At 41.1% G+C, this 24,840-nt stretch carries 19 protein-coding genes, 1 pseudogene and 1 other annotated feature; of the genes and pseudogenes, 4 read left to right on the top strand and 16 right to left on the bottom strand.

Annotated features, from left to right (window positions below; genetic code table 11):
- Nucleotides 1–170 precede the first annotated feature (170 nt).
- The 7 genes and pseudogenes from CLOL250_RS08660 to CLOL250_RS08685 form a co-directional block, all read right to left on the bottom strand.
- Complete coding sequence (locus tag CLOL250_RS08660) at nt 171–806, bottom strand: GNAT family N-acetyltransferase (RefSeq protein WP_044945658.1); 636 nt, start codon at nt 804–806, stop codon at nt 171–173.
- A gap of 87 nt (nt 807–893) precedes the next feature.
- Nucleotides 894–1,049, bottom strand: a complete 156-nt coding sequence (locus CLOL250_RS14330) for an RNHCP domain-containing protein (protein WP_446714952.1) — start codon at nt 1,047–1,049, stop codon at nt 894–896.
- Nucleotides 1,050–1,354 (bottom strand): annotated as a pseudogene (locus CLOL250_RS14335) (RNHCP domain-containing protein); the annotation flags it as partial. It abuts the gene before it with no gap.
- The gene (locus CLOL250_RS08670) at nt 1,311–1,613 is read right to left on the bottom strand and encodes a CD3324 family protein (protein ID WP_008401977.1); all 303 of its coding nucleotides are present in this window, start codon (nt 1,611–1,613) and stop codon (nt 1,311–1,313) included. The pseudogene CLOL250_RS14335 and the gene CLOL250_RS08670, both read right to left, overlap by 44 nt.
- A 272-nt stretch (nt 1,614–1,885) precedes the next feature.
- Entirely contained in the window at nt 1,886–2,341 is a 456-nt protein-coding gene (locus tag CLOL250_RS08675) for a GNAT family N-acetyltransferase (RefSeq protein ID WP_008401979.1), read from the bottom strand.
- 92 nt (nt 2,342–2,433) lie between these two features.
- Nucleotides 2,434–3,027, bottom strand: a complete 594-nt coding sequence (locus CLOL250_RS08680) for a DUF3267 domain-containing protein (RefSeq protein ID WP_008401980.1) — start codon at nt 3,025–3,027, stop codon at nt 2,434–2,436.
- Nucleotides 3,028–3,038: 11 nt separating this feature from the next.
- Nucleotides 3,039–3,389, bottom strand: coding sequence for a GNAT family N-acetyltransferase (locus tag CLOL250_RS08685; protein ID WP_008401981.1), 351 nt, complete (start codon nt 3,387–3,389; stop codon nt 3,039–3,041).
- A 288-nt stretch (nt 3,390–3,677) separates the two neighbouring features.
- Here CLOL250_RS08685 and CLOL250_RS08690 point away from each other — a divergent pair, with 288 nt between their 5' ends.
- Entirely contained in the window at nt 3,678–3,935 is a 258-nt protein-coding gene (locus tag CLOL250_RS08690) for a DUF6061 family protein (RefSeq protein ID WP_008401983.1), read from the top strand.
- 183 nt (nt 3,936–4,118) lie between these two features.
- On the opposite strand, the gene CLOL250_RS14400 is transcribed toward CLOL250_RS08690, so the two are convergent.
- Both CLOL250_RS14400 and CLOL250_RS08695 read right to left on the bottom strand, forming a co-directional pair.
- Nucleotides 4,119–4,373 carry an InlB B-repeat-containing protein gene (locus CLOL250_RS14400; protein ID WP_082241386.1) on the bottom strand — a complete coding sequence of 85 codons (255 nt, stop codon included), beginning with the start codon at nt 4,371–4,373 and terminating at the stop codon, nt 4,119–4,121.
- The gene (locus CLOL250_RS08695; RefSeq protein ID WP_008401985.1) at nt 4,330–8,055 is read right to left on the bottom strand and encodes a M64 family metallopeptidase; all 3,726 of its coding nucleotides are present in this window, start codon (nt 8,053–8,055) and stop codon (nt 4,330–4,332) included. The genes CLOL250_RS14400 and CLOL250_RS08695 overlap by 44 nt, the downstream gene beginning before the upstream one ends.
- A gap of 260 nt (nt 8,056–8,315) precedes the next feature.
- On the opposite strand from CLOL250_RS08695, the gene CLOL250_RS08700 reads away from it, so the two are divergent.
- Nucleotides 8,316–9,686, top strand: coding sequence for an IS1380-like element ISClsp2 family transposase (locus tag CLOL250_RS08700; protein WP_008401986.1), 1,371 nt, complete (start codon nt 8,316–8,318; stop codon nt 9,684–9,686).
- A gap of 984 nt (nt 9,687–10,670) precedes the next feature.
- The gene (locus CLOL250_RS08715) at nt 10,671–11,558 is read left to right on the top strand and encodes a DegV family protein (protein WP_008401991.1); all 888 of its coding nucleotides are present in this window, start codon (nt 10,671–10,673) and stop codon (nt 11,556–11,558) included.
- Between the two features lies 1 nt (nt 11,559).
- Here the strand turns inward: CLOL250_RS08715 and CLOL250_RS08720 are convergent, their stop codons facing one another.
- The 6 genes from CLOL250_RS08720 to CLOL250_RS08745 all read right to left on the bottom strand — a co-directional run bounded on the left by CLOL250_RS08720 (nt 11,560) and on the right by CLOL250_RS08745 (nt 21,585).
- On the bottom strand, nt 11,560–12,069 hold the full coding sequence (locus tag CLOL250_RS08720) for a flavin reductase family protein (RefSeq protein WP_008401992.1): 510 nt from the start codon (nt 12,067–12,069) through the stop codon (nt 11,560–11,562).
- Between the two features lie 312 nt (nt 12,070–12,381).
- Nucleotides 12,382–13,377: an NAD(+) diphosphatase gene (gene nudC, locus CLOL250_RS08725; RefSeq protein ID WP_008401993.1), complete on the bottom strand. Its 996-nt coding sequence runs from the start codon at nt 13,375–13,377 to the stop codon at nt 12,382–12,384.
- 171 nt (nt 13,378–13,548) lie between these two features.
- Nucleotides 13,549–16,191: a valine--tRNA ligase gene (locus CLOL250_RS08730; protein ID WP_044945721.1), complete on the bottom strand. Its 2,643-nt coding sequence runs from the start codon at nt 16,189–16,191 to the stop codon at nt 13,549–13,551.
- Nucleotides 16,192–16,292: 101 nt separating this feature from the next.
- Nucleotides 16,293–16,497, bottom strand: a binding site (T-box leader).
- Nucleotides 16,498–16,566: 69 nt separating this feature from the next.
- Nucleotides 16,567–18,624 (bottom strand): hypothetical protein, encoded by a 2,058-nt coding sequence (locus CLOL250_RS08735; RefSeq protein WP_008401995.1) that lies wholly within the window; start codon nt 18,622–18,624, stop codon nt 16,567–16,569.
- A gap of 172 nt (nt 18,625–18,796) precedes the next feature.
- Nucleotides 18,797–20,473, bottom strand: a complete 1,677-nt coding sequence (locus CLOL250_RS08740; protein WP_008401996.1) for a glycoside hydrolase family 13 protein — start codon at nt 20,471–20,473, stop codon at nt 18,797–18,799.
- 140 nt (nt 20,474–20,613) lie between these two features.
- Nucleotides 20,614–21,585, bottom strand: coding sequence for an AraC family transcriptional regulator (locus tag CLOL250_RS08745; protein WP_008401997.1), 972 nt, complete (start codon nt 21,583–21,585; stop codon nt 20,614–20,616).
- 157 nt (nt 21,586–21,742) lie between these two features.
- Between CLOL250_RS08745 and CLOL250_RS08750 the strand changes: the two genes are divergently transcribed.
- Nucleotides 21,743–23,227 carry a zinc ribbon domain-containing protein gene (locus CLOL250_RS08750; protein ID WP_044945663.1) on the top strand — a complete coding sequence of 495 codons (1,485 nt, stop codon included), beginning with the start codon at nt 21,743–21,745 and terminating at the stop codon, nt 23,225–23,227.
- A gap of 234 nt (nt 23,228–23,461) precedes the next feature.
- Here the strand turns inward: CLOL250_RS08750 and CLOL250_RS08755 are convergent, their stop codons facing one another.
- Nucleotides 23,462–24,832: an NAD(P)/FAD-dependent oxidoreductase gene (locus tag CLOL250_RS08755; RefSeq protein WP_008401999.1), complete on the bottom strand. Its 1,371-nt coding sequence runs from the start codon at nt 24,830–24,832 to the stop codon at nt 23,462–23,464.
- Nucleotides 24,833–24,840 lie beyond the last annotated feature (8 nt).

Here is a 24,840-nt window from a genome sequence, read left to right on the forward strand (position 1 = left end):
TCCCGTTATAAGACTGCCTGTTGGTTATATTTGTGTTGTCTTTGAAAAATAAAGGCAATTAAAAATAGATAACCATGTTCCAGGTTATCTACTCTTAATGTCTGATTTATTCATTTTTAGAATCTGTAATTGATCAAACATACAATTTCCAGTTTTTTAACTGTAACAAACTATCGTAATACATTCGATCTTGAATAAATGTAAAACAGCTCTTGTGTATATTTATAGCCTTCTTCCATCTGCTCAAAAGAACTATCAAATTCTTCAAAGCCACTCTCATCCATCTCATGTGCAGGGCTTTCAACATATTTCCACATTTTTCCCTCAAGAGCATCCTCGTCAAGAACTTTTACCATAAGAGCAACCGGGTATACATCTTTGTCTATACACACATTATATCGCTTACAATTTTTAAATCCATAACAAGCATAATTTTCTGGATTCCCCCAAATCGCTATCGTGTCAAAGCCCAGCTTTCTTGCTGCCTCCAATGAATGTTCAAGAAGCTTTCTTCCATAGCCCTTTCTTTGATAGTCGGGATGAATTGTAAATGGGCCGAAAGATAAGATTTCTTTTTCTGTTCCATCCATAGCAACCAGCTTTGCCTTCACATAAATAATAGAACCAATTATTTTCCCATCCTCTTCTAATACAAAATCTAATTCCGGAATAAAATCTTCACTATTTCGAACCAAATGGGCAAAATAATGTTCATTGCATCCCGGCACAGACAAGTTCCAAAATATCTCCTTTATCATTTCCTCTACAACTCTATAATCATCTGTTTTTTCATTTCTTATAATCATTTCACGTTCTCTCCTTATATTGCAATTTTCTCCAAACTCAAAAAGGCATCCGTTAACCAAATGACAGATGCCCATGTTTTAATTTAACTACTTAAGATATCCCTCTCCACCCATTAGCATTGTCATTTTCTCAATCCTTTCAAGCGGAAATGGTGGATGGCCAATAGGTTTCATTGCAATTGACATTAGCTTCATTGGATTATCATCTGCCGCAACTCTGTTAGAACTCAATGCTCCGCACATCTTACATCGGTGAATAATAGCCCATTCGCCCTTATTTTTACCCATACTGATACTGGTTCCATATGACCACCGCAATCGGACTCTCGGTCTCCTGGTTCAACATCAACATGTAGACTGTACAGACAATTCGGGCAATGATTTCTATGGTCACTTCCTGCCCCTTCTGGAGCTACAGTTCTTCCACAATTTTTACAAACAAACGTTTCGTTACAGGGATGCGTCTTATAATATCCCTTTTCGTATTGCTTGCGCTTGTTTTCTCTATTCATTGTTGAATCCTCCATCTTGATTTTTTGAGGATTCATATTCACGTATTATTCCTTGAATTCTTTTTTCTGAAAGAAAAAACATTTTGCCAAGTTCTGCGATAGTTTCACCCGAATTGAATCTACTTACTATCTCCTTGTTTCGCTTTGCAAGCCTGTTTTTGGCACCGTTCTTTTCACCCCAGCCCATTGCTTTCTCACTCCTGCGCGGGATATATAAAACTTTGCCATCAACATATTTTTGAATTTCTCTAATCAAGTCTTCTGGCAAGACTTCATCTGCATTAACATAGCTCATATGCGTCCTCCTAATTGTCACCTTAGGATGCAATGGCTATAGCATTTAATTTTTTTTGCAATAGCCACTGCTATCGCACAATTACCTTATAATTCTTCATAAAACTCTCTTTGAACCTTTCTGGTTGTATTTTGTTCAGAATACCATACGCAAACTATAACAACAACCTCTAATTCGATTTAAATCGAAATCAATTTCTCAATATAACATGTTAATAAAATTCTAATGGAACAAAATTGCTGCACGACGGCCTGCCAAGGCTGTCTTTCTTATCATTTTTCTAAAACAAATCGTGCTACTTTAACATTTCCATCCATTTCCATAGACACTATATTAAATCCACATTTTTCTGTATAAAACTTTACATTTTTCTTTTTATCTATGGGTGTAACTAAGGTAATTTTATCCCAATCCCTATAGTGTGATGTTACAAATCTAATTGCTTGCGTTCCAATTCCTTTTCCTTGAAACTCTGGGACAACACACAAACACCCAACTTCATATATTCGCATTTCCACTTTTTTACAAGAAACACAACCGACCGGTTCACCATTATATAAAATAATAAATTTTGGATATTCTATTATAGATTTTTCCATCATCTCTTTAGTCTTTCCATACGCCGGACATTCACCATATTTAATATAATCACTATAAAATGCAAAATTATAAATATCTATTAGCAATTCTGCATCCGTAATATCTGCTTTTCTATATTCAATCTTCATAAACAATACCTCTCCAAATTCCGATTTTTCTTTCCCGTATTAATTGCTATATGTTTTCACTTGAATAATTAAGCATTTTTCCAAACAAAAATTTAAGAAATCTTATACATATCATTCTTGTAGAACATTATTAAATCGCTTTTTTCAGAATTTCTTAGAACGACAAGGACATTAAACACATCTGGGAATGGCGAAATCATCCCCATACATGCCATGCCAAAATTCAATCCATTTAATACTCTAAATTCAGCAGGACTAATTACAAATAATATAAATGGAACTAACCCAAGAACAAATGGCAACAGGCACATCAATATAAACCGATCTCGCCTCAATGGATATGATGCTAATGCAACAAATGTTGCCTTTCCTTTTATTCTGCCTATTGTTACATCTGCTTCCTTAGGATAAACAATTCCATGTAACCACTCATGAATTATTAACAGTAAAAAACCGAAAGCAAATCCGACCAGAATAAATATTGGCGAGATTACAACGGTCTTGCATATTATCGTTTTACAAAGCATAGCAATAAAAAGGATAACACATAAAATTACAGCAATTGGCACTGCTTTTTTCATCAGTTCACCAACACTCTGCGGTGTTTCTATCTTTACTGCACCATCCAGCAAATTTCCTGTTTGATATTTATTTATATCGTTTATTGACCACACAATTTTTATCATATTAAATCCCTTTATTCATTACCTCCTGAACTTTTATCAGAAAAGCCGCTAGAAGTTTTCTTCTCCATCACATAGTTTTTAAGTGTAATTCCCATCCCCTGATAATTTATATGGACATACAGCCTAGCCAGACAGCCAGATTGATCAATGTCTCCAAATCCAACAACCTCATCATCCTCCACTGCAACCACTGTTTTATGATTTAAAAAAGAGTGGTTCCATTCTTGTAAATCTACGCTACCGGTTGCCCATGCATTTAACTGTTCTTCTGTATAATCCTTTACATTTATGCTATGTACCGTATTGTAGAACAATTGCGCCATCTGCTCACAGTCAGTTGACTTGTATTCTCTAAGTTCCATCTTTTATCCTCATAAACTGGAATTGAGATTTCATGTATTCCAAGGGATTTAATAATTGTTATATTTTATTATCAAATATCTCTGAATCCCTTGAAAACACTAAGTTTGTCGCAGGTGATCTTTCCCTTAGACTTTCCCTTATGTTATATCTTCCCATATGGATTTATGAACCCTGATAAGGGAAAATACAAGGAAAAGAAAATCCTCTAAAACAGTATAACACAAAATAAAAACGACATGGTGAACTGATTGAAATGCTTCTGATTTTTGTAACAAATGATTGATTGAATGATAAGGAGATTTGATACGATGAGAACAATATTTGCAGAATACAATCCACAACGCAACAGCATTGATGTTTATACTTCTGCTGGCTATATGCTCCGCATTGACTGCTGGGAAGCAGAAAAGAATTTAAAAACAACACCCAGATTAGATTGTGCATTAAATGCACTTGCTATTGATGAACCACTTGAATATGCAAGACTATACCTTGATGGAACTATGCAGATGTGGGTTGATGCCGAAGATTCATTTTATTTATGATGATTATACTGTCACTCCTAGTGTCTCCAGAGAGTGACAGTTTCATTGTCATTTTGAGCTCGTCTTTTTTAAGACAAGCCTCGTATATTTATTTGTAAGCTGCGTTCGCTTCTTCTTGAGTGATTTTCCCAGTTTTAACAGCATCAGAAATTGCTTCGTCTAATTTAGTATAAACAGTAGTTGTCACAACTCCGAAGCCGCTGACGAACAGCAGAGCGATCCACAGCCACTCATACTGTTGTCGCCGGTCTGCGGATTCTGAACATCATCCGAAGGCTTGGTGGTATCGTCAGACTTGGTAGGAGCGGCAGGTTTGGTTGCCTTCTGACCTTCTTCGATAGTCTGAGTCGTTACTGCAGAGCCACCGGCAGAATCAAAGGTTACGGTATAGTTTTTATTTCTTTGTTGTAACAGTCTTAGCTTTTGACCAGCCTGAATAAATCCTTATGGATTTGCCGTTAATCTTAACTGTCTTATAGGTGCGAACTCTTACATAATACTTTTTCTTGCCCGAAAGCTTTGAAATTTTCTTTGATACTGTTGTATTCTTGCCTACTGTTACGGTCTTAGCCTTGCTGAATTTACTTGAGGCACTGTACTGTACCTGATAGCCTGTTGTCTGTGTAGCCTGCTTCTTCCACTTTACTGTAAACTTCTTTGAACCTGCTTTAAGTGAGGAAATACTTGTTGCCTTTGGCTTGATTGTGAAATAAAGCGTCTTTGTTCCGCTGTATTTACCCTTAAAGGTAATCTTTACTGCGTACTTGCCAACATACTTTCTGCCTTTTGCATAAGACACAGTATAGTCAGTATTCTTAACAAGTGTCTTTCCTGTTCTGTCCTTAACAATAACCTTAGGTGTTCTAACCTTTCCATTATATGTTAATGATGTTGCTTTAAGCTTTATGCTTGATGCCTTTGGAATTACTGTCGTTGAAAGAGTTTTCTTACATACCGAACAGTAATTTACTATCTTGCCGTTTGCTGTTGGGGTTGCCTTTGTTACGGTTTGCTTTGTGGTGTGGGCAATCTTAGCAATATTGCCCCAAGATGCAAGGTCGGTTATTTCCTTTGTACCGAGTACATCTTCATAGAACTTGCCACAACCTTCGCACTTGTAGTATGCTTCCTTACCGCCATCTGTGCAGGTGGCAGCTTTCGCAGCAACCAAAGTCAGATTGTGAGTGTGCGGTACAGTTTTGTAATATCCGCAGGTGTCGCAAACATTGTCAGAACCGTAATCGTGAGCCGCTTCGTCCTTTTTGTCGTGGCAACGAGAACATTCATGCCAGTGGTTAGTATCATCAGACTTCCATTCTTTGCCTGCGGTATGTCCGGGAGCCGGAATCTTCACACTGGTTTTATCGGTAATTTCTACCGATCCTGTTGCATCTGCGAACCACTTGTCACAGCCATCGCAGGTGTAGTATGCGGAATTGCCCGCAGTAGTGCAGGTGGCAGCTTTCGCAGCAACCAAAGTCAGATTGTGAGTGTGTTCTTCGTTTTTATTTTTGTAATAATATGTAACAACCGTTCCGTCCGAAACAATAGGCTTATTCAAGCCGTCAACCTTTATAAATTCATAATCATAAAGTGTTTTTGCCGGTGTTAAATCAAGCTTTGTGCCGTATGGCACGGTAAATGTTCCGCCGGCAGTGTTTGGAATTTCAGAGCCGTCCTCAAATTTATACTGAATTGAAACGGTTGTGTAGCGCTGTGTTTCCGTATTGTCGTCTGCAAGCACATTTCCGTTTTCATCGAGCACCTGAAATGCCACGGTATCGCCGCTCTTAAGCTGTGCATCAGACGGAATTTGATAAATAAGCGAGCAACTCTTTAAGCCTGAATTAAAGTCGCTTTTGATGTGATCCAAAGCACCGAGCGGCCAGAAATTTGCCTTATCATTCCAAACAGGAATGTCAAAGGTTTGTACTGTTTGAAGCGGATTCCCCGATGAATCGGTCGCAACGCTTCCGTCGGAGTGCTTAATCCACATTTTGAATTTTAATTGTCGTGCATTTTTATCTGAAATGTTTTGAATAACAGTTCTAAGCTCGATTTTTTTACCGTTCATATTAGTATTAAATCTGCTTTTGCTGTTGCCGCTCAAAAGTCGGTCATTGCGATTATATGTGTAATTATAATATGAACTTGTTTCAAGGTCGGTAAAATCAGACGGCTTTGAATAAGCGCCCGTATATTCCTTAACCTCGGGAGTTGCAACATAAAGGTCTACATCCTTAACAAGCTGAGACATTCGCTTGAAGCCCTGCAAACGGCAAACCTCACAGAATTGATAGTTTGTGTCTCTCATTATGCACTCATAACTTGAAACAAGCATTTTTGAGCCGTAAGCATTGCGGCAGGTATATGTGTTTCTAAAACCTAAAAGCTGTCGCCATTTTATCTTTTCCGGGTCTTCAACCGAGGAAAGATTGAGTGATTTAAGTTCCTTATCGTCAAGCAAATATCCGTTACTGTATTCATCACCGAGACCGAGCAAACCGTGTCCAAACTCGTGTGCAAAAGTTTTTGACGCACGATAACTGTCTGATGGCGAAATGAAATAATGGAAGCCGTATTCACGGTTATTATAAGCACCGCCGAAATCTGATTTTGTGTTTACAACCATAGCGAACTGAGCAATATAATCGTGAACATAATAATAAGGCTCATATTCCGAACCGGACGGAATTGTGTTTGGATCACACTTTTTTTTGATATGAGCATCGTGAATTTTCTCGATAAATTCAGGACCGATACATCTCTCAAAAATATGATTTTTCCACTGACTTCCGTGGAGATTATTAGAAATAACAGGCGAATTATATTTGTCGACTATAACATCAAAGAAGGTGCTTCCACCATTGTCAAAAGTCGATTCGGAAGCTGTGCAAAGAGCGTAAACATTGAATCTGTCGGCATAACTGCGATACGGTTCATATTTCATAGCGTCCTGCCAAAGTCGTTTGACATCATTGATGAATTTGCCCTGCTGACTTTTTGTGTATCCCTCGCCGCAAACGACAACAACCATATTTTCCGTGTCGCTGCGTGTTTTTTGGATGGTATAAACAGGGATGGTAGGATTAGAATATTTTCCGTCATTTGAATACCACGGGCCGAGGGTGAGCTGAATGCTTTGCTCGGTGCTGACATTCCAATCGGGATTTGCGTCCTCGGCAGGTTCCGAAATTGTATAATCATCCTCTTGCTTATTTGGAGCAGAGCCGATATAAGGACTGCTTTGTGAGCCGCTGCCGGAAGTTGTAACAAAATATTCGGAATCGAGATAAAATGCAGGTCTTACGCCCAAATCGGAATACCACGGAGCATAACGACCGACCTGACCCGATGAACTGATATAACGCATATCGTGATTGCAATCGGTAACAGGAGTGCGAAGCCAATAAGGCCAAGCCATACCGTCATTATTATACGCAACATAATAACCTTTGAGATTTTTCCACACGGCATTAGCCTGCTTTACATCAAGAAGAAAAACCTTTTCGGTTGTAGTTTCAAAATATGAACTGTCGTAGTTTGCCACCGCTTCCGAAATATCGGTGTAGTATAACAAATCCGAATTTGCGTCTCCATCAACTATGCCCTTGTTGTATTCGGGATGAGAAACGAGAGAACGCTGGGTAACGGTTTTCATTGCCGCAATTTCAGATTTTGAAAAAGCGTTGAGAAAACCCGCTTTTTCGTTGTACGCTCCCACACCGCTTACATATCCGTCTTTCGGAGGGTTGCCGCAAAGCCAATCGACTTTGCCTTCAGCTGCGGTCGAATTTAACCAAGAACGCATATTGCTGTCTTTCCAATAGTTAGAACCGTAATCATCACGCTTATAGCTTCTGCTGTGTGATTTTGAATTGCTGTTGTCATTTGTTTTGGCATCATATGCAAGGGTGTCAACAATTTTGTCTGCAAGCATAAGCGGTCCGTTATTGTCAATGCTTACACATCGCCAAAGAATTGAGGCATTGTTATACGCGCCCATTTTAACATAGTCGCCAACTTTAATATCGGGCTTTGATGCCGCCTGAATGGTCATCGGCAAAACGGAGATTGCCATGCACAATGCCAAGAATATTGCGGTTATTTTTTTCGTCATTAAGGAACCTCCTTTATAAGCTACATATTTGCTTTTATTATATTGTAAGGTGTTATATGCGTCAATGAAAATCCACCTTATTCCGTGAAACTTACCATAGTGTTACATCCCTTTTTTTCAGCAATAATACCTGCTGGAAACTGATTTTCGCAATACATTTTATTTCACCCACTAGGTTAAACAAAATTTTGTTTTTTTACTGTATCATCATGCATTATCCTGTATAATGAAAGTATCAAAAGATAGGCGGAGGCAGTGCAATGAAGAAAATACACATTGAATTCAGCGATGAGCGGCTCATTACTCCCAGTGGTCTGGTATTCGTAGGGCAAATACTTGGAAAAAGCAGTTTTGTTAAAAAAATCAACCGTGCTCCAATTTCAAAAGATTATCTGCAGAAACAGATAAAAAATGGAGACGTGCTCCTCACCTATATTGGTATGCTCTGTCAGGGAAAACCCCAGTATGAGGCTGTCCGTGAAATGATAGATGACCCTGACTACTACAAATACGCATTAGGCATCTCCTATGCGATTCCTTCCGCCGAAACACTCCGTCAGCGTTTTGACATGATCGGGGATTCCCTGCGCAAAGACATCCAGCAGGCAAATGTCGACATGCTGCGTGAAATGCACATAGAGCCGACAGCCCTGGATAACGGCTTTGTTCCTGTCGATATTGATGTAACCCCCTTTGACAATTCGAAATCCAATAAGGAAGGCGTATCCCGTACCTACAAGGGTTTTGACGGATATGCACCAATTATGGCATATATCGGCACAGAAGGATACCTCGTCAATCTTGAACTGCGGATTGGGAAACAGCACTGCCAGAAAGAAACTCCTGATTTCCTGAGAGAGACCATTGAACTGTGCAGACAGCTGACGGAAAAACCACTGCTCATCCGGCTAGATTCCGGCAACGATGCATCTGAAAACATAGGCATCTTTATGGAAGAAAGCTATAAATACAACAATGTGTCTTTCATCATAAAACGGAATCCCAGACAGGAAAGTAAAGAAGAATGGCTGGAATCCGTCAGGGAATGCTGCCAGAATATCCAGCATCCACGTGATGGGAAAACTGTTTATATCGGACAGACCTTCCGGAATGTGACATATTCCCTTTCTGATAACGAGGAGAAAACTGTCGGAATACGCACAATTTATGAGATCACGGAAAGAACCATTGACCGATATGGGCAGTATTTTATCGTACCCGATATAGAACTGGGCACATACTGGACAAACACTTCCCTGCCAGACGAAACAGTCATTAATCTTTACCATGCCCACGGAGAAAGTGAGCAGTATCACAGTGAAATCAAGACGGACATGGATGTTGGAAGACTCCCGTCGGGAAAGTTTGAGAGCAACAAACTGGTGCTAGAGCTGACAATGATCGCATATAATATCCTTCGAATCATAGGGCAGGAATCGCTGAAAAAGAAGGATGCTCCCGGCCGGAAGAAAATACATCGCCGAAGAATACGTACGGTGATCAGTAATCTTATGCAGTTTGCGGGACATCTGACAGAACATGCCGGCCGTCTGGTGCTGTCCATTGGAAGGAGTAATCGCTGGAGATTTACTTTCAAGCGTCTTTATGACAGCTTTGCATTCATCACCTGACAACAGGTAGCTGAATATGGCAATGGCAGCTGCACACAAATGGTGCAGTCTTTTTTTGAACGCAAAATTATGCAGCATTTTCAAAATTTAGTATACAATAACAAATATGGCAAACTTCAAAAGTTCATCTGCGACATTGTCATAAAATTTAACTTCTACCATTCTACCAATACCTCGTCAAATTCCGATTTATCTTTCTACTCAACTACACGCCAACTTCTTTAAAAGATTAACATAATATTTAAGCTCATTCAAGGAACTCAAATAAACGCACAAGTGGAATACCTCAAATTAAGTTTGTTTATTTGAAATTGCAATATAACTGCATATAGAAATCAGGAAACTTATACAGTACAAAACAACCGCTCCAAAACTAAACATTACTTCTTCCAAATAAGTTAGTCCTGGCATAAATCCATATCCAGGAAGATTATTATAGTAAATCATCAGTCCTATGGATATAAGCAGCAGAATTAGTTCTGCCGAAAACAATATTCGCCAAAGTTTTTTTGTTTTCTTGCGAATGGTTATCACAAATAATATTATTTGAAATATTAAAATTACTATATATGTAATCAGTAGGAACAGTGCCATTACTATTTTCCTCCGTAAGTTCCGAGTTATATGATAATCCAAGTGAACATTAAATACAAATAAGGCAATAATGCCATAATCTCATTGAATACGAACAGCTTGCTTCCAATTTGAATCTTATACTTTGTTCTCGCTTTCTTATAGAAAAACACGCAGCAAATCGTTGTTGCAATAATATGTATTATTCCAATTATCAAAACCAGCCAATGCAATCTTATATTTTGGAACTTATTATCATATCCAGTCAGATCAAACCATATTACAATGAACCATGCAAGTAAGTCATTTACTAAATACGCAATAATAACAATTTTTTCAAAGAGTATTTTCATCAACACCGGTAATACTAATACAGGAAATATATCGGAAATTGTATTGGAGGTTTTTATCATGAGAAATTTTATCTTATCGTGTGAATCGACAACGGATCTGTCATATTCTTATCTGAATGAACGGGAAATTGCGGTCATTCCTTATACTTACATCATTCATGAACATGTATACGAGGATAACATGGAACGAAATCCGGATCTGATGCCGAAGTATTATAAGATGTTGGAAAAAGGGCTGCTGCCTACAACCTCCCAGATCAACGAAGCTTCCTATTATGATTTCTTTGAAGGACTGATACAGAATGGTGATGTGCTTCATATCACATTCAGCTCCGCCTTAAGCGGATCGGCAAATAATGCCTATCGTGCGGCGGCAGCAATAAAAAAGAACTATCCGGGAAAGCAGCTGCAGGTCATTGATTCTCTCTGCGGTGCAGGAGGGTATGGATTGTTAACGGACTACGTTGCCGATATGCGGGATGAAGGTCTTTCATTGGCAACAGCTGCCGACTGGATCATGAAGCATCGTACCTGTATCCATCATCAGTTTTTTACAACCGATCTCACCTTTCTGCACCATAGCGGACGGATCAGCGGCGCTGCTTCCCATATCGCATCGATCCTGAACATTCATCCTCTGATCCGGCTGGATCAGAACGGAATGGCAGATGCCTATACAAAAGTCCGTGGCAAGAAGCGCGCCGTAAGAGAGGTGATCTCTGAGATGGAATACTACGCAGAAAACGGGACAGACTACAATGGAAAATGCTTCATCTCCCATGCTGCCTGCCCCGAGCTTGCTTATCTGTTAAAGAACTCCGTCCTACAGACATTTCCGAATGTCACCCATCCGGTACGCATCTTAAATGCCGGTACAATTACCGCATCCCACTGCGGTCCCGGCGCTGCCGGACTGTTCTTTCTCGGACGCGAACGCCCGTATTAATTTAATATTCATCCGGTACAAGTACCTTTTCAATCTCTGCGATATAGTATCTGTGATAATCCTTATCCGGATATACCTTTGCTCCTTCCTCAGGATCAGCAAAGGTAGCAGGATCAATATCTCCTTCGCACATTTTTCTGCAAATGAGTGTAATGCCTGCCTCCTTGATAACCGGAACATCACCACAGAAATCAAGGGTGAGCCCTGCTCCTGCAAATTTATCCGCTACATCCTTACCGGATGTTCTTCCGCAATAAGTCAGTGCCTTTCTGTACTCTTCCGGAAGCATACAAACGGAAAATTCCTTCTGTTCATCGATAAACTGCTTTGTATATCTCTGTGGGCGGATATAAATCGTTATAACAGGCTTTGACCAGAATTCACCAAAGGAACCCCAGCTTACTGTCATCGTATTTGCCTTTTCATGATCTCCTGCAGTTACAAGTGCCCACTTTTTGTTGATCATTTCGATCAGATTTCCTTTTAATTCCTCTGCATTAATTTCTTTCATCTTGATAATACCTCACTTTTCTGATTACTCAGTTCCTGAAGTGTTTACTGTAACAGAAATACATCCTGATACAATAATGAGGCACTGATCATTCTCAATGCCTCATTGCAAAATCGTATGGTACACTGGTATTACCAACTGGTTTTTGGCTCATTATACCATCCGCTTTTGTTTTGTCAACCAACAGCTTTTCAGAAACAAATCGTTTTTTATTACTTTTTAACACAGGTTTTATAATATATGAAATTATTTTCAACCTTATGCTTTTCTTTTTTTATTTTATTCAGATATCAAATACTATAACTTTATTTTTTATAGTGATCGGTCTGTTTTCAGATCAAACACACCCTGTCCATATCGTTTAAACTGCATCATCATCTCATGTGTCAGACTCAGATGTTCTCCATAGTCCGGGATCTGCTCGCGTTCTACCCATTCACCGCTTGCAAGTTCTTCATGATCGATAGTCAGTTCCGGTCCATGCTCATCTGACTTTTTTCTGTCTGCCTGACAGAAGAATCCCATCAGCAGATTGCTGTCAAATCCCCACGGCTGTGATTTGTAATACCGGATATTCTTAACCGGTATTCCGACTTCCTCCATCACCTCACGCCGAACCGTTTCCTCTACCGTCTCACCTATTTCCGTAAAGCCGGCGATCAGGGCGTATCGTTTATACTCTCTTGCAGCGTAAGTTGTAAGAATGATGCGATTGCCATCTGTCACTCCGACAATTACTGCCGGTGCGATTGTTGGGAAGATCAGATGTCCGCAGGACGGACAACGGAGCATCCGTTCTTTCTCATCCGGGAGCACAGGCATTCCGCAGGCTCCACAATAGCGGTTCATCGAATACCACAGATACAGATGCCATCCGGTTGCCGCCGCAAGCACTTCTGCCTTTGGCTTGCAGCTTCTGGTCTTATACATGCTCCGGTATTCATAACCCGGAATCTCCAGACGCTCTCCCCAATTTACATCAGTTGCTCCATTCGCTGATCTTTCAGCATAATAAGGCTCTGTTGTCCGGACAAGATCCTGCGGTCGATACAAAAAATACTGTCTGTCATCGATCACAAACAGGTATGTCAGATTATCCTGCCATGATGCATCCTGCGTGACCGTATCATTTATTCCTATATAGCTTTTATATTCCGAGACAGTGAGCCAGACCAGCTCATGCTCATCCTCTACCTTTTTGGCAAGGATCAGTTTCTCGGAAAATGCAAGGATCACATCATCATTCTTCGGCGGTTTTCGATATGCATATTCATTATGAAACCGTTTTGGTTCTATATCCTGTATCATCTTCCTATACCAGACAGGCTGTCTGATACGATATGAAAACATCTGTATTATCAGTGCTTTTATATGCGGATCAGCCAGCCTGTTTCTTTCTTTTTGAATTTATACCATGAATCATTTCTGTCGACACTGTCGTTTCGATTCATGTATGGACACAGCTTTGCGTCTCTGTTATTACTTCTTTAACTGAGCCAGACGTTCTTCAACCTGGGCTTTCATTTCTGTATATTTTGCAAGCTTGGCTTTTTCTTCTTCTACCTTAGCAGCCGGTGCTTTATCTACAAATTTAGGATTTGCAAGCATACCGGATGCACGCTTGATCTCGCCGGCCAGACGACCGGATTCTTTCTCCAGACGCTCGATCTCTTTGTCGATATCAACCAGCTCTGCAAGCGGAATATAGAGTGCGGCATCATGTATCAGGGTAGATACTGCATTCTCGTCAATACCATTCTTGCTGTCCTGAATGAATACCTCACTTGCATATCCAAGTGTTGCAAAGAAATTCTTTGATGCTTCAAATATATCACGGATCTCACTCTTAGCAGATACAACATATACAGTTGCTTTCTTGCTTGGCGGTACATTCATACCGGTACGCAGATTACGGATCGCACGAACCGCAGCCTTGATCGTATCAACTGCATTTTCATCCTGTTTGAAGCTCCACTCTTCTTTATATACAGGCCAGTCAGAGATCATAATAGATTCTTCCTCATCCTGAATGTTACAGAAGATCTCCTCCGTGATAAACGGCATATATGGATGTAATAATTTCAATGCCCGGATCAGAACGGTCTTTAATGTCCAGAGGGCTGCTGCCTTTGTCTCGTCTGCATCATTGTAAAGTCTTGGCTTAACCATTTCGATATACCAGTCACAGAATTCTTCCCATATGAAGTCATATACCTTGGAAACTGCGATACCCAACTCGTATTTCTCCATGTTATCTGTCATCTCAACTGCCAGATCATTGACCTTGGATAAGATCCAACGGTCAGCGATCGTAAGATCAGATAATTTTACATTTGAGAAATCAGCCTTTTCCATATTCATCATAATGAATCTGGATGCGTTCCAGATCTTATTTGCAAAGTTTCTGGAATTCTCTACACGCTCCCAATAGAAACGCATATCATTTCCCGGTGCATTACCTGTGATCAATGTCAGACGAAGGGCATCTGCACCATATTTATCAATAACCTCAAGCGGATCGATACCATTTCCAAGAGACTTACTCATCTTCCGTCCCTGATCGTCACGAACCAATCCGTGGATCAGAACATGCTTAAATGGGCTCTTTCCTGTCTGCTCCAGTGCTGAGAATACCATACGGATAACCCAGAAGAAGATGATATCGTATCCGGTTACAAGTACGTCAGTCGGATAGAAATATTCATATTCCGGTGTCTTCTTTGGCCAGCCAAGTGTTGAGAATGGCCAGAGTGCGGATGAGAACCATGTATCCAGTGTATCTTCATCCTGTGTCAGATGTGTGCATCCACATTTCGGACATACCGTCGGAACTTCTCTGGAAACGATCGTCTCATGACACTCATCACAGTAATAAGCCGGAATTCTGTGTCCCCACCAAAGCTGACGGGAGATACACCAGTCGCGGATATTTTCAAGCCAGTGGATGTATGTCTTATCAAACTGCTCCGGTACAAATTCCAGCTCATCTGTCTTGATCAGGTCAAGAGCTGCCTGGCCCATTTCCTTCATACGGACAAACCACTGTGGCTTGATCATTGGCTCTACCGTTGTCTTACATCTGTCATGTGTTCCTACGTTATGTGTGTGTGGTACAACCTTTACAAGAAGACCTTCTTTTTCCAGATCTGCTACCATTGCTTTTCTTGCTTCATAACGATCCATGCCTGCGTATTTGCCGCCCTTCTCGTTGATCGTAGCATCATCGTTTAAAATATTGATTTCTTCCAGATTGTGTCTCTTACCTACTTCGAAGTCGTTCGGATCATGTGCAGGTGTAATCTTTACACAGCCTGTTCCGAATTCCATATCTACATATTCATCTGCGATAACAGGAATCTCTCTGTCTGTTAAAGGAAGCTTCAGCATCTTACCGATGATATCCTTATAACGCTCATCCTTTGGATTTACAGCAACCGCTGTATCACCAAGCAGGGTTTCCGGTCTGGTCGTTGCAATCTCTACATATCTTCCTTCTTCTCCAACGATCGGATAATTGATATGCCAGAAATGTCCTTCCTGTTCTACATGCTCTACCTCTGCGTCCGAAATGGATGTCTTACATACAGGACACCAGTTGATGATCCTGGAACCTTTGTAGATATATCCCTTTTCATAGAGATTAACAAATACTTCCTTAACTGCTTCTGAACATCCCTCGTCCATTGTAAAACGCTCTCTGTCCCAGTCAGCAGATGAACCCAGCTTCTTTAACTGATTTACGATTCTTCCGCCGTATTCTTCTTTCCATTTCCAGGCATGCTGTAAGAAAGCCTCTCTGCCGATCTCCTTCTTATCAATGCCTTCTGCCTTTAATTTCTCTGTTACCTTTACCTCTGTAGCGATCGCTGCATGGTCTGTACCCGGCTGCCATAATGCACTGTAGCCCTGCATTCTTTTGAAACGAATGAGGATATCCTGCATCGTATTGTCCAGGGCATGACCCATATGAAGCTGTCCGGTTACATTTGGAGGCGGCATAACGATCGTAAATGGTTTCTTACTGCGATCTACCTCTGCATGAAAATATTTCTTATCTTCCCATTTTCTGTACAGCCTGTCTTCTATGTCGGCCGGATTGTATGTCTTTTCCAGTTCTTTCATCTGTTCCATCCTTTCTGTTTTTATAGCATCTTTAGTGGAGCGTTTTTCCTTTACAGAATCAATCTTCTTACATAGAAAAAGCCCTTTGAAACATCTCTGTTCCAAAGGGCGTATCTTACGCGTTACCACCTTAATTTATCACTCATCTTATTCTGTAACGGGAACGACCCGGCGCATCCTACTGAACATTTCGGATGTGCTGCTCCAAAGCTACCTTCCCACAAATTTCCTCGAAAGACCTTTCAGCCTGTGGATCTTCCTCTCTGGCAGTTCTTTTATGGTACTCCTCTTTTTCCTTGCATTTATGCTGTTAAACTAAATCTCATAGTACAACAGAAGTCTTTCCAGTGTCAAGCGGTTTTAAACGTAATCTTGCTATTTTTCATACATCAATACTCTTTCCCACGGCATAAGTGTCGCTCCATCATCCTCCGGGAAACATGCACTCATCTGATCCGATATCACCTTTAACTTTTTCCGTATTCTTTCATAGCTAAAGAATCCATTATCATTCTGCTGATCCGTCATGGCATATTCAAATACTCTCGCACGGTCTTCATTTGGAAAGCTTTTTGAGTAGGTGTCAATAAATGCAATCTCTGACGCATCACCGGATGAAAATGCAACATAGGTATTGTCATTGCTATTTTCATTTGCAATATAATCGTAATCATAATCGAATCCATCCGGGTTGCACTCCGACCAAATTCCTTCATCAAACCAACAGCCGGTGTAATTCATATGGTTCTCGATCGCATGGAAGATCTCGTGGTGGATCGTGCTGATATAGGAGGACTGATCATTGATATCAATAACCAGAAATGTGTCATTCTCCAGAGTATTCTGAACTCCGGCAGCTGTTGTAAGTGCCGTTTCATCTGTTCCTATGATCGCACCTGCCAGATAGATCTTTAATATGCTTCCATATCCATCATCCAGATTTTTCAACATCCGATCCGGATATTTCTTCAACTCATTCTTCAGAACTTCCAATGACTGAGCAGTCAGAAGTGCATTGTCTGATGCCTCATAACGGTAGATATCCTTGCTGCACTCCGACACTTCATCAAATATATGTATCTCTACACCATTTTGATCTCCGATATCCTTTGCCTGCTGCCGCAGCTCCTGCTTCAGCTCATCAGACGGATGATCCAGATAACTCCATGGATAACGGTAGACTCTGGAATCACCGGAAATGCTGCGTGCATCGTTCAGATCCCATATGTATACTTCCGGTGTGAGTCCGCTCGTTGAAAATACAAAGAAGTTGTATGTATCTATATAAGTACCTTGATCGATATAGATATAATTTGTTTCATCAAACGGAAATGTTACTGCAAGTCTGCTTTCACATTTACCGGTATCCACATTATAGATCCGGAACTGCAGCTTCTGTGTATTCGTCTCCTGCGACTGGCTGGAACTGCCATACATAGCCAGACCATGTTCTACATCGCAGCCAACCTGAAAATCACCTGTATTATCCGGGAACAAAATACCCGCTTCTTCCCCGGAAGTTTCTCCATACACCTGATAGACCTGACCATCCGCATATACCGATGCGTAGTACTTATCCCCACTTCCTTCAAATTGCACGATATCATAATCACCGGTTTCTTTTATATCTTCACCGGTCACACTATAACATCTGACCTCCACACGTTCTGCCGTATTATCATATGCCGACACCACCAGATACTCCGGTTCTTCCGCATATCCTAGCAGCGTTGTATCTTTTCCTTCTCCTGAATATGCCGGACACACCTCTGACTCTTCCCCTGACCGCAGATCATATTCATAGATCTGTCCATCCTCTGCATTTGTATAGAAGAAGCCGGTGAGATCCTTTGACATCAGATAACTGTCCGGTGTCCCTTTTTCGATTGGCATAACAGACTCATTATCCAACAAGGATCCATAACGGATCAGCTCTTTGTTGCCTTTATCATAGAGAACCACCTCATCGGTTCCATTTGAAAATACATCTGATGCATATGTATCCTTCGGGCAGCTTACAACCGCTTTCTGCCTGAGATCCGCCAGATCATATAGTGCCAGATAACCGTCTTCTCCTACGCCATACTGGATTCCAAGGGCATCCCCAAAAGCAAACATCTTATTGATGTAAATATTATCTTCCTCTACTTTCATATCCAGTTGATACAGATTCGTATATCCGGATACCTTTGCCTGCTTGTAGTATTCCCCCGAGACGATCGATTTCCACTCTTCTTCTGTGGTCGGTTCTTCGGTTGTCGTCTGTGAGCCATCTGCCCTGTCAGTATTTTCTTCTGTCAGATACCCGGAAGTTGTTCCCCCATTCTGATCCCCACCTGTCACCTGACAGCCTGTTATCTGTCCAAGTGTCATGCTGATAACCAGCACTCCTGCCAGCCATCTGCCGATACCTTCCCTGTAATTTCTTCTCATATATGCACCCCATTTCTATGCCATTATAATACCCCTAATTTATTTCCACTTTTTAACAGAATATCATATATTAATTTCCTTGTAACTAATAAAAACCATCAAAATGATGGTTTTTAAGCACTGTTTCGCCATCATTTTAATGGTTTTATATGTTGATCAATTATTCAAAGCATTATCCCAGGATCACTGCCTGCCCGGAGCTTAACCGTATACGGTTGCCATTTAAGCATACGTCATTCTTATTATCTAACAAAACGTGAAGCTTCGGCTGCTCATTTGCAGTCAGCAGATCAACCGTGATATCTTCTCTGCTGTAATTCGTTATAATGTAAACGGTCTGGTCTTCCGTCTTTCTTGCATATGCAAATATTCCATCCTTCTCCACAAACATTGGAACGACCTTGCCATAGGTAAATACTTCTTTGTAGTCCTCGGACTTACGAAGTGCGATCAGCTTCTGGTAATAGTACCATACTGAATCTTCCCTGCCAAGCTGTTCTTTTACATTGATCTCTTTATAATTTGGATTTACAAAGAGCCATGGTGTTCCGGTTGTAAATCCTGCCTGTGCAGAATCATCCCACTGCATTGGTGTTCTGGCATTATCCCTGCTGTTCTCATAGCAGGCTTCCATCGCTTCTTCTACCGTACAGCCAGCATCGATTGCAACTGCATATTCATTCTTTGTACTAATATCATTGTAATCATCGATCGAAGCCATATGACAGTTACGCATACCGATCTCCTGTCCCTGATAAATAAACGGAATACCACGCAGCATAACACTGATCGTTCCCAGTAATTTGATTCCGTCTTCATTCTGAAGGTAATCCGGCAGATAACGGCTCGCACCTCTCGGCTCGTCGTGATTCTCTATAATATTTGCAAGGAAGCCAACATCTTCACATTCCTTCTGTGCATGGAAGATCTCCTTTTTCAGATCATCAAATCTGACCTTCTTCGCATCGTACCAGCCATGATCGCCAAAGGTCATCTCATGCGCTGAGAAATCAAACATCGTTGAAAAATGTCCGTCGTCACCGATAAATTCTTCCAGCTCATCCTTCTTCATATTGAATACTTCAGCAACTGTAAACGCATCGTACTTTTCAAATGTATGCTTCTTCAGATCCTCTAACAGTTCACCAACGCCATCGACGCCCTCAACCATATGGAAGATTCCTGTCATTCCATCTGGTCCGTCCGGCTCATAATCCGGAAAACTCAGATCTTTCTTGATATTGATGATCGCATCGATACGGAAACCCGCAACGCCCTTATCCAGCCACCAGTTGATCATGGTATATAATTCATTTAATACCTCAGGATTGTTCCAGTTCAGATCCGGCTGTTCCTTTGCAAACATATGAAGATAATAATAGTCCGTTCCTTCTACCTTTTCCCATGCACTTCCACCAAAATAAGACCGGTAATTGCTTGGCGGATTGCCGTCTTTTCCCTTACGGAAATAAAAATAATCGCCATATTTACCCTCCGGATCTTTTAATGCTTTCTGGAACCATTCATGCTGATCAGAACAGTGATTAATAACAAGATCCATAATGATATACATATCCCGCTTCTTCGCTTCTGCTAACAACTCATCGAATTCTTCCATCGTTCCAAAGATCTCATCGATCTTATAATAATCTGAAATATCATAACCCTGATCGACAAATGGAGACTGATAGATCGGAGATAACCAGATAATATCGATTCCCAGACTTTTCAGATAATCTAAATGATCGATCACGCCACGAAGATCACCGATTCCATCTCCATTTGTATCCTGAAAACTCTTTGGATATATCTGATATGCTACTTTACCATGCCACCATTTTCTTTTCATTATAAAAACCTCCTGTGTTCCTTTTATACTGTCTGTATCTGTTCCACCATCGGATACAGATACTCGTTCTTTTTACACTTTAATTACAGTATACGGAATACAAAGAGGTTTTCTATCTTTAAATTGACTATTTTATTGTACTATTTTGACTTTTTACGATATTCGGAAGGTGTCATGCCCTTCTCCTTTTTAAAGCGTCTGATAAAATATCCGATATTGTCAAATCCACAAGCAGATGCAATATCTATGATCTTATCCTCTGTCTCTGCAAGTGCCGTTGCCGCTTTCTCCACACGGATCACATTGATATATTCTGTGATCGTCTTCCCGATATTCTTCTTAAAATATCGGCAAAAATACTGTTCATTCATATTGACCAGCTCCGCCAGTTCGGACAAGCGGATCGGTGAACCGTAATGCTCCCCGATATACTGCAGCACCTTTTTCAGATTCTCTACCGTTCCTGATTCTTCCCTGTCTTCCCTGACCTGTCTTGTAAACAGGTCATACTTATATGCAACTGCGATCAATTCTAACATCTTTGCCTTGATATTCAAATAGAGCATATTTTTCTGTAGATTCTGTTTCGGTTCTCCTGCCACGTTCTCACGCGTTATTGAAGAATCCAGATGCTGCACTTTCTTCGTATCATGTTCTTTCATCTGCCTAAGCACCTGTTCAATCTCTTTATAACAGGCACTCAATTCCTCAAATGCCGCATCCCCGCTCTGGCACAGAACCGGCATCCGAAGCTTTCCTTCTGCAAGTGGGCCAAGCACCTTCGCCTCCGCCGCATCATACCGTTCAAAGCACAGGATATCAACAGGGAACACAACCGCACTTTCTATACCATCCTTTTCCAGGATCAATGCATGCAGTTCTTCCGGATGGATGCACATAAATGCCGGTGCATGAACCTGATACTCCTTTGTATTTATCCATACCGGGAAATCACCTTTTTGAAAATAGATCCATTCCATTTCCTCATGCCAATGCGGAACCACATGCCACTCATTTTCTCCGTTCCATTCGTACAAAGCAACCGGATACTGCACCGTTCCATGTGTTCTATTCTCTTTTAACAATGTATTTGCCATTTCCTGCTTTTTCATGCTTTGGTCCTTTCTTATTTTATGCTGGACATCTTCTATATTTCATTATACACTTTTCCTATATGGGGACAAATGGTTTTATATCGTACATTGCATTTATTTTCTTATAATTTCCCCCATATTACCCAATGATCAATTTTTAACAGGAGAAAAAAGAATGGACATACTCCCACCAATATCAAATATCAAACGAAACCACCCGGTCTCACTGCCGGATGCCACTCTGTTTCCAAAAAGCATCGGCGTTCTGGCAGCAGGAATTCTGTCTGCCTCTGTATACACTTGCGAGATCGATCGTACACCAAGATTTATTTTCCTTGGAATCGGTATCGTACTGATCATAATTGCCGTTATATTACTGATACGCTATATAAAACAGGTGACCGCATTTAAGAAATACAAACCTGCATGGGAAAAACACAAAAGCATCTATGATGATTTTGCCATAGAGCTGAATCACTGGTATGATTCCGGACTTCCACCAAAGAGCTGTGACGGTGATACCTCCTACGCCCTCCACCTGCAGAAGGAACGTCTGAATCGCAAAGGTATCCAAATGATCCACTACACAACGCCTGCCAAAGACACCAATGGCACCTCTTATCTTACAAGAAACACGGTCTGGTATTCCGTTGATACCATGGACGAAAGGATCAACCGGCATCTGCGATTTGAAAATACATCCGGCACCATATATGACCGGAAATCAGATGATATCATGTATGAGGTGGTTGTGCATACACCAAATGAAGCAGAGCTTCATCATATGACCATGACCTGTCCGAACTGTGGCGCTGTCAATCCGGTTGCTGCCCTGACACAGGGTTGCCCATACTGCAGCACCGTTTTCCAGATAAAGGATCTGTTCCCGCGTGTCACGAATACCTATTTTATCCGGAATAATGCTTCCATGAAAAATGTAAACAAACGAGGCTCCACCATATGGATCACTATTCTGGTTGTATTTCTATTTACTTTTATTTCCTTTCTTTCAGACTGGGAGAATCCGATTCCTGCCAGCCTGATCATGTCCTATTTTGTCACACTGATCTTCGGCGGCATCACCGGACTTATGCTTTCATCCATTCTTTTGATCATTAAGCAGTTCAATCGTGACGGTCGAAAACGTATTCCATTCTGGTCTTATGTGACAGCAAAGGGAAAGATCTCACGAGCATTTGCGCCTTATGATCCTGTTTTTTCTTTCGAGAAATTTGAAGGCCAGATCATCTCCCTGATCCGCATGACCGTTCTGGCAGATCACCCGGAAAACCTTGCTTTCTATCGTGGTTCTTCTTTTGATCCATATTTTCAGGATATCATCGAGATGACCTACATGCAGGCTTTAACTGTCAATGATATCCACATGGAGGGAAGTGAACTGTGCCTGAATCTTCGTACCTGGTGGATCAACTACAGTGAACATGATGGCGCCATAAACCGTCGGGGCGACTGTATCGACGTATCCCTCCGACGTAATACCGCCTACATGGAACCGCCCGGTTTCTCCATTACTTCCGTCCACTGCCCTGCCTGTGGCGCAAGCTTCGATTCCGTACGCCAGCGCATCTGCCCTTACTGTGGCAATGACTACCATATGGAAAATGCAGGCTTTGTCATTGAAAAGCTGGAGCTGTCTTAATGCCTTCGTCCACATACAATACGAACCCCTCTATAATGACGTGCCGGATTTTCTATTCTCTGCACATGCCTGATTCGTAAATACTCCTGTGCTAACTCGTCTTCGGCTCAGACAAGCACTCGTATTTACTGGCAATGTGCAGTTCATAACGAAAATCCGTCAATGTCATGTATAGGGGGATTCATATTATATGTTAGCGGATGCCATTAGGACAGCTCCAGCTTTTATTCAATCCTATTCTTCTCCAATGATATGGCGGGCAACATAGACACCGCTGGCGGAGGCATGGGACAACGAATGCGTTACGCCACTGCCATCTCCGATCACATATAAGCCCTTGTGGCAGCTTTCCAGATTCTCATCCAACTCCACTTCCATGTTGTAGAACTTAACCTCTACACCATATAACAGAGTATCATCATTTGCTGTTCCCGGTGCTACCTTATCCAGTGCATAGATCATTTCCATGATTCCATCTAAGATACGCTTTGGAAGAACAAGACTCAGATCACCCGGTGTTGCCGTTAAGGTCGGTGTTACCAGCCCTTCTTCAATACGCTTCACGGTACTTCTTCTGCCTCGAACCAGATCTCCAAATCTCTGTACAATTACACCACCGCCCAGCATATTAGATAATCTTGCGATACTCTCACCATATCCGTTACTGTCTTTAAACGGTTCTGAAAAATGCTTGGAAACCAGAAGTGCAAAGTTTGTATTCTCTGTCTTCTTCTCATCACCCTCATAGCTGTGTCCGTTTACAGTGATGATACCATTCGTATTCTCATTTACCACAATTCCATTTGGATTCATACAGAAGGTTCTGACATTATCTTCGAATTTCTCCGTACGATATACAATCTTGCTTTCATATAATTCATCCGTCAGATGTGAGAAGATAACTGCCGGGAGCTCCACACGGACTCCGATATCGACGCGGTTGGATTTTGTAGGGATCTCAAGCTCCTTACATACCTTTTCCATCCATTTGCTTCCGCTTCGTCCAACGGATACGATACATTTATCACAGTCGAATTCACCCTTATCGCAGATGATACGATAACCACCATCAATAACCTGTACTGTATCAACCGGTGTATCAAAATAAAAGTCTATATGATCCTTCATCTGATCATACAGATTCTGAAGAACAACATAGTTGATATCAGTTCCCAGATGGCGAACCGACGCATCCAAAAGCTTCAGCTTGTTCTGAAGACAAAGCTTCTTGAACTTCGTTCCGGCGGTTGAATAAAGCTTTGTTCCCTCGCCGCCATTTTCCATGTTAATCTCATCTACATACTTCATCAGATCAACAGCTTTCTGCTTACCGATATATTCATACAGTGTTCCACCGAAATCATTTGTGATATTGTATTTTCCATCTGAGAATGCACCTGCTCCGCCAAATCCACACATGATCGAGCAATGCTTACAGTTAATACAATTCTTGATCTTATCGCCATCGATCGGACATTTTCTCTTTTTTAAGGTATATCCTTCCTCGAATACAGCAATCTTATACTCCTGTTTCTTCTTCATCAGTTCATATGCCGCAAAGATTCCTCCCGGTCCTGCACCGATAATAATCACATCATACTTCATACACAACT

It is taken from the genome of Clostridium sp. L2-50, from assembly GCF_000154245.1.
Lineage (GTDB): Bacteria > Bacillota > Clostridia > Lachnospirales > Lachnospiraceae > Coprococcus.

Bases quoted from the DNA above. Each gene is read 5' to 3' on its own strand.
- CLOL250_RS08660 (WP_044945658.1), bottom strand. From the start codon at position 806: ATGATTATAAGAAATGAAAAAACAGATGATTATAGAGTTGTAGAGGAA.
- CLOL250_RS14330 (WP_446714952.1), bottom strand. From the start codon at position 1,049: ATGTGCGGAGCATTGAGTTCTAACAGAGTTGCGGCAGATGATAATCCA.
- CLOL250_RS08670 (WP_008401977.1), bottom strand. From the start codon at position 1,613: ATGAGCTATGTTAATGCAGATGAAGTCTTGCCAGAAGACTTGATTAGA.
- CLOL250_RS08675 (WP_008401979.1), bottom strand. From the start codon at position 2,341: ATGAAGATTGAATATAGAAAAGCAGATATTACGGATGCAGAATTGCTA.
- CLOL250_RS08680 (WP_008401980.1), bottom strand. From the start codon at position 3,027: ATGATAAAAATTGTGTGGTCAATAAACGATATAAATAAATATCAAACA.
- CLOL250_RS08685 (WP_008401981.1), bottom strand. From the start codon at position 3,389: ATGGAACTTAGAGAATACAAGTCAACTGACTGTGAGCAGATGGCGCAA.
- CLOL250_RS08690 (WP_008401983.1), top strand. From the start codon at position 3,678: ATGATAAGGAGATTTGATACGATGAGAACAATATTTGCAGAATACAAT.
- CLOL250_RS08695 (WP_008401985.1), bottom strand. From the start codon at position 8,055: ATGACGAAAAAAATAACCGCAATATTCTTGGCATTGTGCATGGCAATC.
- CLOL250_RS08700 (WP_008401986.1), top strand. From the start codon at position 8,316: ATGAAGAAAATACACATTGAATTCAGCGATGAGCGGCTCATTACTCCC.
- CLOL250_RS08715 (WP_008401991.1), top strand. From the start codon at position 10,671: ATGAGAAATTTTATCTTATCGTGTGAATCGACAACGGATCTGTCATAT.
- CLOL250_RS08720 (WP_008401992.1), bottom strand. From the start codon at position 12,069: ATGAAAGAAATTAATGCAGAGGAATTAAAAGGAAATCTGATCGAAATG.
- nudC (WP_008401993.1), bottom strand. From the start codon at position 13,377: ATGATACAGGATATAGAACCAAAACGGTTTCATAATGAATATGCATAT.
- CLOL250_RS08730 (WP_044945721.1), bottom strand. From the start codon at position 16,191: ATGAAAGAACTGGAAAAGACATACAATCCGGCCGACATAGAAGACAGG.
- CLOL250_RS08735 (WP_008401995.1), bottom strand. From the start codon at position 18,624: ATGAGAAGAAATTACAGGGAAGGTATCGGCAGATGGCTGGCAGGAGTG.
- CLOL250_RS08740 (WP_008401996.1), bottom strand. From the start codon at position 20,473: ATGAAAAGAAAATGGTGGCATGGTAAAGTAGCATATCAGATATATCCA.
- CLOL250_RS08745 (WP_008401997.1), bottom strand. From the start codon at position 21,585: ATGAAAAAGCAGGAAATGGCAAATACATTGTTAAAAGAGAATAGAACA.
- CLOL250_RS08750 (WP_044945663.1), top strand. From the start codon at position 21,743: ATGGACATACTCCCACCAATATCAAATATCAAACGAAACCACCCGGTC.
- CLOL250_RS08755 (WP_008401999.1), bottom strand. From the start codon at position 24,832: ATGAAGTATGATGTGATTATTATCGGTGCAGGACCGGGAGGAATCTTT.